Consider the following 12,766-nt stretch of genomic DNA (forward strand, 5'->3'; position numbering starts at 1 on the left):
AAAAATCAAAATAGTGGTGACTTTTGACCTTAGACTTCATACTTTTGACTTCATATGACCGCAGCAGATATATTAAAAGATATTAAGAACCGTAAATATAAACCCCTGTATCTGCTGCATGGCGAAGAACCTTATTTTATTGACCTGGTAAGCAATTATATTGAACATAGCCTGCTGCCCGAAGCCGAGAAGGGTTTTAACCAAACGGTGGTGTATGGTAAGGATACCGAGATCATGGCAGTGCTTAACGCCGCTAAACGTTACCCCATGATGGCCGATTACCAGGTGGTACTGGTAAAAGAAGCCCAGGATATGAAATGGGGTAAGGATGATGATGGTAAAAAGAGCATAGACCCACTATTGAGTTACCTGGAAAACCCGTTGCCCAGTACCATATTGGTTTTTTGCTATAAGTATGGCAAGTTTGATAAACGTAAAAAAACTTATAAGGCCATTGAAAAAAACGGGCTCGTTTTTGAGTCGGCCCCTTTATATGATAGTAAAATACCTGCCTGGATAGAAGGTTATATAAGCGATAAGGGATATAAAATTAACCAGCAGGCATCGGCCATGCTTTCGGAGTATTTAGGTAACGACCTTTCAAAAATTGCAAACGAGCTCGAGAAACTGATGCTAAATGTAACCGCCGGTCAGGAAATTACATTGAAGCATATTCATGATAATATTGGCATCAGTAAAGAGTACAATGTATTTGAACTGCAAACTGCACTCAGTAAAAAAGATGCTTTTAAAGTTAACCAGATCATTAATTATTTTGAAGCCAATCCTAAAGCTAATCCTATTGTGCTGGTGCTTGGTAATTTGAATAATTACTTTAGTAAGGTGCTGGCCTATCATTATGTAAAGGATAAATCACAGCAAAACCTGGCGCGCGAGTTAGGTGTAAATCCTTATTTTGTGAAAGACTATGAACAGGCGGGCCGCAGTTATAGTTATCAAAAAACCATGCAGATCATCAGCTACCTGCGCGAGTATGATCTGAAAAGCAAAGGTGTTGAATCAAACGCGCCGCATGGCGAACTGATGAAAGAGCTGATGTTTAAAATACTTCACTAATAGCCCTTATTATCGGGTTGCGGGAGGTTGATGGTACCACTCAAATACGTAACATTTTTGTTAGATGTATCAAAATGAACCGCTTAACCGTAATAAACTCAATTTGAATAAAACCGTATTCACATCGTTATTTAAGCGATTTAAGCTACCGTAATTTTCTTTAACGAAAGTATTGTGACTGATTGTAAAAGATTATTTACAATCGGTCACAGAATAACCGATAAGTAATTTTATAAGTTCACGTTATGAAAGTGTCCTGCAAGACTTTCGCAAGATGATATTTATAAACATAATTATTAGTTATGATACTTTTATTTTGCGGCTTATCAGGAGCAGGTAAAACAACACTGGCAGGTAAGGTTGCTACTGAGCTAACGGACCTTGGAATAAAGATCGAAATAATTGATGGCGATGAATATCGCAAAGAAATTTGCAAAGACCTCGGCTTTTCAAAACATGACAGGTGCGAGAACATTAGGCGGCTTGGTTTTATTGCCAGCCGGTTTTCGGCCCATGGCATAGTTACCATTGTTAGCGCCATAAATCCTTACGATGATGTAAGGCGTGAATTATCAGAAAAATATGAACATGTAAATATTGTGCATGTTGACTGTCCCGTTAACAAGCTGATTTCGCGTGATACCAAAGGGCTCTATAAAAGGGCGCTTTTACCAGAAGGCCATCCGGATAAACTATCAAATTTAACAGGTATCAATGATCAGTTTGACGTACCGTATGATGCTGATCTTTATATAAATACCAGCGAAAATACCATACAGCAAAGCACATCGTTATTACTTTATTATATACTTAATAATCTTCATCCTACCGAAAATGCTTCAAATAAAATGACTAATAATTTTTAAGCCGCTGCTGCGTATTTTAAACCATTCGTCTTTTTATAATTATGCAAAAAAGAACACTAATCATTGCCGGAATGCACCGTTCAGGCACATCTCTTATTTCGCATTGGCTTGCAAAGTGCGGTTTACAGTTAGGTGAAAAACTGGTTGGCCCGGGTCGTGGGAACGCTGACGGACACTTTGAGGACGTAGAGTTTTTAAAGATGCATGAAGAGGTATTGGCTAATAATAACCTGCCGCTCTCTGGCTTAACCGATGTGCAGGTTGAAAATTTTTCTATCTATGAGAAAGAGAAATTAAGAAGCATCATTAAAATAAAACAGAAGCTATATGATCAATGGGGATGGAAAGACCCACGTACCTGCTTGTTTTTAGATGTTTATCAGGAATTATTACCCGATGCCTGCTACCTCATCATCCTGCGCGATTATCAATCTGTAGTAAGTTCGTTGCTCAGGCGCGATTTTAAACAGATTGATGAACAATTTATGACCCGCAAATATTTGCCAAGATTGGTGTGGCAAAAATTCAAGAGAACCCGCCAGCTGAACGAATATTATAACGCACACGCTACAGAATTTTTAAAAATATGGATAGCCTATAATCAGGATATTTTAAAATGCATTAAAAAGCTAAACAGCGGTTCATTTGTGGTAATTAATTATTCCATGTTAAATAATGCAGATACCCTGCTTTTCTCGCACCTAAAAAACAGCTGGAATTTTTCGCTGAAATATTTCAGGTTTAAGGATGTATTTAAAGAGAGCCAGATTGGGGAGGATATCAATATTGATCTCTATATAGCTGATAAAACACTTATTGAAAATGCAAAACAACTACAGGATGAACTTATGGGGTACATGCTTGGAGATTAAGAGGTAATTTTGAATGTGTTTAATTTTAAAACAAACAAAAAGGCCGCACATGTGCGGCCTTTTTGTTTGTTAAAGGTGTTGTATATTATTAAAGACCGGTTTTTATTGTATCGGTGTCAAAACTACCATTGATACTGATATCGAAGCCGGAAGTAGGTGCGGTAAACAACTTACCTGTTAGCGTAGTTTTGGTATTGCGGTCGCAGGTTACATTATCTACTTTTTTAGGCAGATAGCTGGTACCGGTGCCCGTGGCTTTTATTGTTACCGAAAAGGGAGCAGTTACGTTAAATATTGGCCCGGATATTTTGACATTCGTTTTTCCGATATCTGCCGGAGTTATTGTTTTTGTGTATACGCGGATAACTGGTGATTGAGGTTTAGCGCCGGCTGAAATAAGAAAATTGTTAGCATCACTTGTAATGGTAACTGATATTGACGAAATAGTTGCAGGTATAGCGTCTTCAATATTTACCTCAAGTTTCCCGTTTATTCTGTCTAAAGTTACATTTGAATTGATAGGGCCGTTGGATACAGTTATGGGCAATAGCTTAAAATAAGTATCACTATCAGTTGTAAAGGCCGAATTGGTAGATTGAAGGTTACCACGGGCTTGTATCAAGCCTACTGTATAATTTCCGGCAGGTAGCGAGTCTTTAATAATACCAAAACCGGGTACGGCACTGGTTTGAAATAATAATTTAGTTTGAGCACCAGAAAGCACATAGTATAACTTTTGTGTTGAGTCGGGCAGGGCATTTATGGTTAGTTTACCTGTTATACCGCTGGTTTTTGTGGTTTGTTTTAAACCCGATATGTTAAAAGTTATAGGATAAAGTTTTTTAGCATCGGGGTTATTTTTCTTATCTTTTTTACAGCTTGTTATCAATGCAGCAATAACCAGGCAATAAGTTATATATCTTTTCATGAGAGGTCTCAATTTGAGTTAAAAGTGAATAGGTGTTTTGTCAGGATTCCAGGTAGTATTGGTGGTTACCTTAATGCTGTTGGTGCCCGATGTACTAAAAAGCTTGCCCGATACCAGGGTTACCTTATTTGGCTCACAACTAATATTTATTTTTTTCTGCAAAACGATGTTGGCAGCAGCATCGTAGCACGTAATGGTTATGGCAAAAGGCGTTCCTATATTAGCCGTTAAGGCCGATATCTTGTTATTGATACTACCGGTAACTAAATTCTTTAAAGAATGGTTATTAGGTAAAGTTACATCGAAGCCGATATGCTGGCCTGCAACTACTATAAATTTATCCTGTGCAATACTATACCGCAGGTTTGTTTCGGTAAAATTTAACCGGAGTGTTTTAACATTGGCAGGTATAGCATCTTCCACATTCAGCACTACCTGGGCAAGCGGTCTTTGCAATTCTACATTTTGTGTGATATCCTGGGTTCCTACGGTTAGGGTTAGTTTTTTATAAAAAACATCACTCCAAAGTTGTGCCCCCTGGTTAGAAATATAATCAGGATCATTATGATCATAATACCAAAAGTAATCAAGACTAAGCTTATTGCCCGCGAGCTGAAATTTATCATATCCTGCAGCAAAAACAACGGTATAGGTTCCGGCTGGTACACTGTCGGTAAAATGGCTGTAATTAGGATCGTCAGGTAAATGGATCACTGTTTTCAGTACCGTGCCATTGCTGTCATATATCCGGTAAACAAGCTGTGGTACACTATCAGGGGGAGTAACGGCATTGGTCTTTAAACCGCTGTTAGCCGCATCAATAGGGTCTTTTGACTGACTAAAGCCAGGTAATGTAAAACTCAGTGCCCGCAATTTGCCTCCGGTTGGGATTGGTTCTTTTTTGTCTTTTTTACATGAAAAAATAACAACAGAACAAAGTACGATAAAGATTAGGTTAATTTTTTTCATAGATAATTATTATTAATCAACTGATACAAATCTAATTAGTTTCCAGCTAATTAAATAAGTTTAATTTAGAAAATATCTGTAATAAGTATATAAAATAATATTAAAGATCAAAAGTTCGTATTTATTAATTAAGCGGGAGCCTGAAAAAGAAGGTGGAACCCGCACCGGGTTTACTCTCTATCCAAAAATTGCCATTGTGTCTTTTTAAAATTTCTGCAGATATAAAAAGCCCAAGGCCCAGTCCGTCAAAACGCATAGCCGTATTATCAACGCGGTAATAACGTTCAAACAGCCGGGTATGGTTCTTTTCTTCAATGCCGATACCAAAATCCTGAACAGATAAGATCAGGCTGTTATCTTCATGCTTCGACACACAATTAACAATCACTTTATTTGCCCGGGGCGAGTATTTAATAGCATTGGCCAATAAGTTATTCAACACTTGTTCCAGCCTGAAGCGGTCGCCGGTGTAGGATACGTCTTCAGCATTTTCCAGGACGATCTGGTGTGATGGTGTGGTGTGCTGCACACCATCAATGCTATCAATCAGCATTTCTCTGAAATTAAAGGTTTCCATGTTATATTCCATCTTGCCTGCATTAATGCGGCTTACATCCAACAGGTCGCTGATCAATTTTTCGAGCCGTTGTACATGAGCTGCAGATTTTTGAATAAGGCCGGCAAGTTTTTCAGGATCGCTAATGCGTAGCATCAGCTGGTTAAATGCTTTAATACTGGTAAGCGGGGTTTTAAGTTCATGACTGGCTATTGACAGGAACTCATCCTTTTTTTGCTCATTGGTTTTTTGGATATCGATATTAGTGTTGGTACCTAACCATAATTTGATCTGGTCGTTTTCAATCAGTGGTACGGCTCTGGCTAAATGCCAGTGATACTGCCCGTCAAGAAACTTTAAGCGGAACTCTATGACGTATTCCTTGCCGGTTTTTAGCGCAATAAACCATTTTTTTAAACAGTTATTCCGATCATCAGGATGAATAAAGGCCTGCCAGCCATGTTTTAAAATTTCTTCGGCATTTTGTCCAAAATCATCACAAATCACCTCGTTTACATAATCGAGCGAACCATCAGGCCGGGCTGTCCATACCTGCTGGGGTATGGCATTCAATAAAAAACGAAAACGTTCTTCATTTTCCTTTTCTTTTTGCCTTGTAAGTATCGTTTCGGTAACTTCAAAAACAAAAACCAATATACCATCTACGCTATTATCCGCATCATACCTTGCCTGGTAAATAAAATTAAAATAACGGTCAACAACGGGTCCGTTTACTGTTCGTGCCAGCGGTACCAGCAATTCCTTGCCCTCAAAGGTGTTACCTGTTTCATATACATTTTTTAAAATATCACCTATCAATTGATCCTTCAGTTCGGGCAGGGCCTCCATGAGTGGTTTACCCGTAAGCTCACGCCCCGGAAAAAGTTGCTGATATGGCGGATTAACCAGTTCAAATACAAAGTTAGGGCCATCAAGCACACAAACGCCCGCCGGTGCCTGCATAAAAAATCTTCGCAACCTTTCGGCCTGGCCAGTAGCCTCAGCCTGGGCTATTAACAGTTCGTGGGTGCGTAATTCAACCCTTTCTTCCAGTTTATCATTTAACTTTAGCAGGTTTTGCTGTGCCTGGAACAATTCTTCATTGGTTGCACTTAACTCTTCATTTGCCGACTGAATTTCTTCGCTCGTGGCTTGTATCTCTTCGTTGGCGTAGGCCAGCCCTTCATTTAAGGCCAGCAATTTCTTTTCGCTATGTTCCAGGTGCTTCCTGGCCATAACCAATTCGGTTATCTCATACTTAAAACTTAAAACACCTGTTATTGTATCTTTTTCGTCTCTGATGGCCTGGTACACAAAGTTAAAGTAACGGTCCTCCAGCTTACCGCCAATTTCCCTGGCCAGTGGGATGCATATTTCATTGCCGGCAAAGGTCTCGCCGGTTTTATAAACGTGCTGCAAGGCTTTCCATATAGGCTCATCCGCCACTTCGGGCAGTGCCAGCAGAAGCGGTTTCCCAAGTACTTCGCGGTTAGGGAAAAGTTGTTTCTTATATTGGGGGTTAATAAATTCATAAACCAGGTCAGGGCCCATTACAATAGCAATTTGTGCAGGCATCTCGTTAAAAAGCTTTTCCATCTGCTTGCTAAGCTGTTCAGCCTTTTCTACAGCTTTTGTTTCCTTTTCCAAACTTGCTTTTAAATTCCTTTCGGCAAGCACCTGTTCGGTTACGTCCTGCGTATGATGAATAATGTAACTGATATCGCCCTCGTGATCTATAATTGGAGTATGGGCGGTATTCCAGTAACGCTCCAGCATGTTGGCTTCCTCATTTTTGTCAGGAATATCAAAGCGGGTTACAGGCAACTGATGAGGTTTGCCAGTTTCAATCACCTCCTTCAAAGAAAAGGCTATACTCCCTTCCTCTGCCAACCAGTCGGGTATTTTAGGAAAAACATCAAACAGGTATTTTTCGCGCAGTTCGGCCCTGCTTTTACCGATTAGCTGCGTATAAGCATCGCTTGCTGTAAGTATATACAGTTCCTTTGAAAGAATTAGGTAAGGATGAGGTAATGTCTCAAAAACCCTCAACATTTCGGGTGGTAAAGCTGAACTGTGTTTTATGGGCATATATTGTTATGAGTGTACAACCAGATTAATAAACGGGTGCAGTTATTAAAATATTCTCTTGTATGAAAATGTTTTAAAGATTCACAAATAAATATTGGGCAACCCGGATTGATGAGGTGCGGAGAATGATTTTAAAGTATAATGATTGGCCGGTATTAAAAAAGCCTTTAACTTTATATATGGTATCAGATTATCTGGAAAGTATTAAAAAACAGTTTGCCTACTATAAAATGCTGGGCGAAAAAACTATTGAACAGCTTAGTGATGAGCAGTTGGTATGGCAATATAATGCTGAATCAAACAGTATTGCGATGATCATCCATCATCTGTCGGGTAATATGATCTCCAGGTGGACTGATATTTTTAATTCGGATGGTGAAAAATCATATCGTAACCGCGAGGCGGAGTTTGAGGAGATCACACCCGGTCGCGAAGAACTTTTAAAAATGTGGGATACGGGCTGGGAATGTCTCTTAGATACGGTTGAACAGCTTACAGATGATGATCTGGACCGGATAATTTATATCCGCAATATGGGCCATACCGTTGCCGAAGCCATTAACCGGCAATTAGCGCACTATCCGTATCACGTAGGGCAAATTGTGTTTATCGGGAAAATGCTCTGTAATGAAAAATGGCATTCGCTTTCCATCCCCAAAGGGCAATCTGAAGCTTATAATGCCAATAAGTTTTCAAAAGACAAACACAGGGAACATTTTACGGATGAGTTTAAGAAGGATAAATAAAAAAAGATGTTATGCTGAACTTGTTTCGGCGTCTCATAAGCAAGGCTGTTTGACATAGCCATTAACTTGTCCTGAGAGACCCTGAAACAAGTTCAGGATGACTGGTTTTTTTTTATTTTTTATAAAGTCCAGGGTCATGCCGAACTTGTTTCGGCATCCCATAGGCAAGGTTGTACAGCATGGGGTGCTATCCCGGGAGAGCCCGAATAAATCGTGATGATATTTCTAATCAATAGATAAATAATAATCACAAAAAAAGCCCTATAACAACAGTTATAAGACTTATGATAAAGGTTAGGTTGTAAATTCTTAAAAATTATATCCGCGTTGCTTTGCGCGTTCATGTATCAGCGCGCCTGCATCAGCATCCAGTAAAATTTCGCAATTGGGGTGCAGTTGCACTACGGAGGCCGGTATGTCGGTAGTTACCGGTCCAAGTATGGCCTTTTCAATAATTTCGGCCTTATGAGCGCCTTTGGCAATCAGGATCAGCTTACGGGTGTGCATAATGTTTTTTATACCACGGGTTAAGCCGCCCAGTACAATATGCTCCGGTACCTGTGTTTCACGGCGTACACGGGCCTCAAAGTCCGGATCCATTGGCGATACCCATGTTTCGCTTTCAAATGGCGTACCGGGCTGATTAATGCCAATGTGACCATTGCTGCCAATACCCAGCATTTGCAGGTCGGCGCCGCCGCGACTGGCCAGGCGTTGTTCAAATAGCTGGCTTTCGGCCTCAAAATCATCGCTCAGGGTAGGGGGCATAATAAAGTTTTCATCAGGGATGCCTAACGGACCGGCTATCTGGTTCAATATCATGGTATAGCAACTGCCGGCATACTCACGGGGCAAATTGGTAAGTTCATCCACATTAAAAAGTGTAATGCGCGATACATCAAACGGATATTGTGTATAAATATCAGATACAATGCGGTGCATATCCATAGTGGTTTGCCCGGTTGAAAGGCCTATCACAGCAGTTGGTTTTTCCAGCATCTGACCAATAATGCGCCATGCTGCTGTCTCGTTAAATTCCCGTTCGTTTTTGGTGATGGTGATCTTCATTACAAATATTTACCTTACTATAAGTGTTTTAATTCTTCCTGAAAAAATATATCAATAGCCCCCATCGCCGCAACTTCATCCTCACCCTCCCCAATAATGGTAATGGTATCTCCACCTTTTGCGGCCAGCGCCAGGATATTCAGCAGGCTGTTGAGTTTAACTGTGCGGTCGCCTTTTTTTATACTGATAACCGAGGTGAACTTTTTGCTAAGCTTTACCAGAGCGGTTGCAGGGCGGGCATGGATCCCTTCGGCTGCGGTAATGATATAATCTTTTGTTATCATGCGTTTATTTCCTGTAAATATGCGGTAATGGCCTGCGAACTATCCATTTCCATTACCCGTTGATGCACCTGTTTAGCAGTTTCGAGACTGTTATTAATGATGATATTCTTGATCTGCGGAATGGAGGCAGCGCTCATGGAAAACTCAGTAAGTCCCATACCCAGTAACAGCAGGGTAGCTTTTGGGTCTGAGGCCACCTCGCCGCACATGCCTACCTCTATACGGTGCTTATGGCCTTGTTCAATTACATAAGCTATCAGCCGTAGTACACCGGGATTGTAAGGATCATACAAGTCTTTGATCTTTTCGTTCATCCTGTCAACAGCAAGAGTGTACTGGCAAAGATCATTGGTGCCAATGCTGAAAAAATCAACTTCCTTAGCCAGCAGATCGGCGGTAAGGGCTGCCGATGGGATTTCGATCATGATGCCAATTTTGATGGTTTTATCAAAGGGAACGTCAGTTTTTTCCAGTTCGTCCATAGCCTCCTGCAGAATAACTTTCGCTGCCCTGATCTCCTGGATGTTGGATATCATGGGGAACATAACCTTCAATTTACCAAAAGCGCCGGCCCGCAATATGGCTTTTAACTGGGTGATGAAAATATCCTTCCTGTCCAAACAGATCCTGATGGCTCGGTAACCCAGGAAAGGGTTTTGCTCTGCCGGGAAATTAAAATAGGGCAATTGTTTATCGCCGCCAATATCAAGGGTACGGACAATAACAGGTTTGCCTTTAGCTTTCAAAGCCACGGCTTTATAAAACTCGAATTGGTCTTCTTCGGTAGGCAAGGCATCGCGGCCCATAAAAAGCAATTCAGTGCGTAAAAGACCTGATCCTTCGGCACCAAAACCTAAAGCATGTTCCATATCAGCTGCATCACCGATATTGGCAAATAACTTTATTGCGGTGCCATCGGTAGTAATTGCCGGTTTATCTTTTATTGATCTTAACAGAGATGCCTGGGCTAAATAAGCATCTCTTTGAATGATATATTGGTCGATGATATCCTGGCCAGGATTTACCATGACCTGTCCGGTTTGCCCATGGAGGATGAGTATATCACCGTCCTGTATATTTTTCAATTGCGGTCCGCAACCTGCCACAGCCGGGATACCTCTTGATTTTGCTATGATAGCCGCGTGCGATGTTTTACCCCCAGCCTGTGTTGCAAAACCTATAACATGCTTTATATCCATGCTGATGGTATCAGAGGGGGTAAGGTCTTCAGTAATGATGATGGTATCGGGTTTATATTGCTGGGTTGATGTTTTATCGGTGGTTGTCAGATTTTTAAGTAGACGGTCGCCAATATCCTGTACGTCGGCAGCACGGGCACTCAGGTATTCATCGTCCATGTTTTTAAACAGCTGCATCGCATCCCTGATAACCTCTATAACCGCATCGTTTACGTTTTTCCGGTCTTTGCTAATCTTTTCAGTAACATCATCTTTAATTTGAGGATCACTCAATAGTTCGATGTGAGTTTCCAATATATCAAAACCTTCGGAGCCTTGTGATGTATCATAATTGCTGATCATCGTTTCCACCTCAGTAATAGACACGGCTGCCGCATTATTGAATTTCTCGATTTCGATCAATATATCGGCAGCATTCAGTAATACAATGCCTGTTAAAGCAGCTTCCTGTTTTTGGAGCACGTGAGCCCTACCTATCGCGATTCCGGGAGATACACCTATACCATTCATCATCATACAAATAAATGAATTATACTACCTGCAAAGCCGAGTGCTAATAGACCTAATAACAACCAGGTGGTTTTTGCCTGCTTCTTTACAAAATAATACACCAAAAAGGTAAGCCCAAGCGGGATCATGGCTGGTACTATCTGGTCCAAAATACCCTGTACGCCCACTGCCGATGAGGATGATCCAATATTTAGCGGTGTTTTGATATTCATAAGCGTGGCAGGCATAGCACCAACTACCATTAACCCTAATATGGCTGCGCCTGAGGTTAGCTTATCCATCACATTGCTTTTGCTTAGGTTCTGCAAAAATTTAGTGCCGGCATTATAACCTATAAAAGTCAGGTTATATCGCAACAGCAAATGTGGAACGTTAAATATCAGCAGGAAAAGCAGTGGCCCTAATATATTGCCTTTGATAGCCAGCGATGTGCCTACCCCGGCTGCGATCACCTTAAATGTGCCCCAGAACAGCGAGTCAAAAACCCCGGCCAGTGGCCCCATCAGGCCCAGCTTAACCGAGCTGATGGATTCCTCGTCGAAATCCTTATCCTGGCTGTTTTGCTCTTCCATGGCGGCGGTAATGCCGATGATGAGCGTGGAGCCATATGGACTGGTATTAAAAAGTTGTAAATGCCTTTTGAGCGCGGCAGCCATGGCCTCCTTAGTGTGATATAGTTTTTTTAGTACCGGGATAATGGTAAATGCAAAGCCGGTGTTTTGCCAGGTTTCAAAATTAAAGTTAGCCTCCAGCGTAAGCGATCTGAAAAATAAATTCCTTAGTGTACCCTTGCTTAGTTTATGCTGTGGGGCAATGGCTTCGCTTTCGGCTGGGGTATTGTCAAAATCAAAATCGTCATCGGTTGGGGCGGTCGGTTTAGGTGGGGTTTGAGTGACTATCAGGGCTATGATAACGCCTAAACCACCAATGGCTATAATGGGCAGCTTTAAAAAAGCCGCCAGCATAAAACCCAGGAAAAAATATGGAGCAACCCTTTTGTTGAACATAAGGTTCATCAGTAGTGCAAAACCCAGCGCGGGCAGCATATTGCCGGCAACTTGCAGACCCGATTGTACCCAGGCGGGGATCAGATCTAAAAATGATTTGATGGCCGATGAACCCAGCTCCAGCGCCACAAAAACGATAATGCCCATTAACAACGGTTTTAACAGGCCAGATAGTACATGCAGCCTTTGGATACCTTTATAGTCACCATCATCGGCATATTGATTGAATTTTTTATTGAATCCGGCACGGAAAACAAACAACCCGCTGATCATCATTTCGGCCAGTATGGAAATGGGGACGGCTAAGGCCAGCGCGATGGCGGGCCCCTTGTGCGACATGATGGCAAAAGCGGTACCCAGCACACCTCCGGTAATAATATCGGGTGGTATGGCTGCGCCAACTTTTATATTGCCCATAAATATCAGTTCCAGTGTGGCACCTATCATTACACCCTGCGTTACATCGCCCAGCACCAAACCCACCAGCGGACCTAAAACCAGCGGTCGACTGAGCAAAGTGGTTCCCATGAAATCTTCAAAATGCCCAAAAATGGCTATCAGTGTAAGCAATAGGAAGGTTACCAGCACTTTGTATG

11 protein-coding genes are annotated in these 12,766 nt (G+C 41.5%); 4 read left to right on the top strand and 7 right to left on the bottom strand.

Annotation, left to right across the window (positions count from 1 at the left end):
- The first annotated feature begins 54 nt into the window (after nt 1-54).
- The 3 genes from holA (at nt 55) to M2273_RS07135 (ending at nt 2,815) form a co-directional block, all read left to right on the top strand.
- Nucleotides 55-1,077 carry a DNA polymerase III subunit delta gene (gene holA, locus M2273_RS07125; RefSeq protein WP_429394751.1) on the top strand — a complete coding sequence of 341 codons (1,023 nt, stop codon included), beginning with the start codon at nt 55-57 and terminating at the stop codon, nt 1,075-1,077.
- A gap of 302 nt (nt 1,078-1,379) precedes the next feature.
- Nucleotides 1,380-1,943 carry an adenylyl-sulfate kinase gene (gene cysC / locus M2273_RS07130; RefSeq protein WP_429394753.1) on the top strand — a complete coding sequence of 188 codons (564 nt, stop codon included), beginning with the start codon at nt 1,380-1,382 and terminating at the stop codon, nt 1,941-1,943.
- A 41-nt stretch (nt 1,944-1,984) separates the two neighbouring features.
- Nucleotides 1,985-2,815, top strand: a complete 831-nt coding sequence (locus M2273_RS07135) for a sulfotransferase (protein ID WP_429394755.1) — start codon at nt 1,985-1,987, stop codon at nt 2,813-2,815.
- 88 nt (nt 2,816-2,903) lie between these two features.
- Here the strand turns inward: M2273_RS07135 and M2273_RS07140 are convergent, their stop codons facing one another.
- The 3 genes from M2273_RS07140 to M2273_RS07150 form a co-directional block, all read right to left on the bottom strand.
- Nucleotides 2,904-3,743, bottom strand: a complete 840-nt coding sequence (locus tag M2273_RS07140) for a hypothetical protein (protein ID WP_429394758.1) — start codon at nt 3,741-3,743, stop codon at nt 2,904-2,906.
- A gap of 18 nt (nt 3,744-3,761) precedes the next feature.
- Nucleotides 3,762-4,712, bottom strand: coding sequence for a hypothetical protein (locus M2273_RS07145; protein ID WP_429394760.1), 951 nt, complete (start codon nt 4,710-4,712; stop codon nt 3,762-3,764).
- 124 nt (nt 4,713-4,836) lie between these two features.
- The gene (locus M2273_RS07150; RefSeq protein WP_429394763.1) at nt 4,837-7,356 is read right to left on the bottom strand and encodes a PAS domain-containing protein; all 2,520 of its coding nucleotides are present in this window, start codon (nt 7,354-7,356) and stop codon (nt 4,837-4,839) included.
- A 179-nt stretch (nt 7,357-7,535) separates the two neighbouring features.
- Here M2273_RS07150 and M2273_RS07155 point away from each other — a divergent pair, with 179 nt between their 5' ends.
- Nucleotides 7,536-8,102 carry a DUF1572 family protein gene (locus M2273_RS07155; protein WP_429394765.1) on the top strand — a complete coding sequence of 189 codons (567 nt, stop codon included), beginning with the start codon at nt 7,536-7,538 and terminating at the stop codon, nt 8,100-8,102.
- A 309-nt stretch (nt 8,103-8,411) separates the two neighbouring features.
- Here the strand turns inward: M2273_RS07155 and M2273_RS07160 are convergent, their stop codons facing one another.
- The 4 genes from M2273_RS07160 to M2273_RS07175 are packed head-to-tail and all read right to left on the bottom strand — an operon-like array spanning nt 8,412 to nt 12,758.
- Nucleotides 8,412-9,170 carry a 6-phosphogluconolactonase gene (locus M2273_RS07160; RefSeq protein WP_429394767.1) on the bottom strand — a complete coding sequence of 253 codons (759 nt, stop codon included), beginning with the start codon at nt 9,168-9,170 and terminating at the stop codon, nt 8,412-8,414.
- 17 nt (nt 9,171-9,187) lie between these two features.
- The gene (locus M2273_RS07165) at nt 9,188-9,454 is read right to left on the bottom strand and encodes an HPr family phosphocarrier protein (protein ID WP_429394770.1); all 267 of its coding nucleotides are present in this window, start codon (nt 9,452-9,454) and stop codon (nt 9,188-9,190) included.
- Nucleotides 9,451-11,169, bottom strand: coding sequence for a phosphoenolpyruvate--protein phosphotransferase (ptsP, locus tag M2273_RS07170; RefSeq protein WP_429394772.1), 1,719 nt, complete (start codon nt 11,167-11,169; stop codon nt 9,451-9,453). The genes M2273_RS07165 and ptsP overlap by 4 nt, the downstream gene beginning before the upstream one ends.
- Nucleotides 11,166-12,758: a PTS system mannose/fructose/sorbose family transporter subunit IID gene (locus M2273_RS07175; protein WP_429394775.1), complete on the bottom strand. Its 1,593-nt coding sequence runs from the start codon at nt 12,756-12,758 to the stop codon at nt 11,166-11,168. The genes ptsP and M2273_RS07175 overlap by 4 nt, the downstream gene beginning before the upstream one ends.
- Between the last annotated feature and the right edge of the window lie 8 nt (nt 12,759-12,766).

Origin of the sequence: Mucilaginibacter lappiensis (genome assembly GCF_050433765.1) — a bacterium.
Classification (GTDB): Bacteria; Bacteroidota; Bacteroidia; order Sphingobacteriales; family Sphingobacteriaceae; genus Mucilaginibacter; species Mucilaginibacter lappiensis_A.

Coding starts and splice junctions, on each gene's coding strand:
- holA (WP_429394751.1), top strand. CDS start 55: ATGACCGCAGCAGATATATTAAAAGATATTAAGAACCGTAAATATAAA.
- cysC (WP_429394753.1), top strand. CDS start 1,380: ATGATACTTTTATTTTGCGGCTTATCAGGAGCAGGTAAAACAACACTG.
- M2273_RS07135 (WP_429394755.1), top strand. CDS start 1,985: ATGCAAAAAAGAACACTAATCATTGCCGGAATGCACCGTTCAGGCACA.
- M2273_RS07140 (WP_429394758.1), bottom strand. CDS start 3,743: ATGAAAAGATATATAACTTATTGCCTGGTTATTGCTGCATTGATAACA.
- M2273_RS07145 (WP_429394760.1), bottom strand. CDS start 4,712: ATGAAAAAAATTAACCTAATCTTTATCGTACTTTGTTCTGTTGTTATT.
- M2273_RS07150 (WP_429394763.1), bottom strand. CDS start 7,356: ATGCCCATAAAACACAGTTCAGCTTTACCACCCGAAATGTTGAGGGTT.
- M2273_RS07155 (WP_429394765.1), top strand. CDS start 7,536: ATGGTATCAGATTATCTGGAAAGTATTAAAAAACAGTTTGCCTACTAT.
- M2273_RS07160 (WP_429394767.1), bottom strand. CDS start 9,170: ATGAAGATCACCATCACCAAAAACGAACGGGAATTTAACGAGACAGCA.
- M2273_RS07165 (WP_429394770.1), bottom strand. CDS start 9,454: ATGATAACAAAAGATTATATCATTACCGCAGCCGAAGGGATCCATGCC.
- ptsP (WP_429394772.1), bottom strand. CDS start 11,169: ATGATGATGAATGGTATAGGTGTATCTCCCGGAATCGCGATAGGTAGG.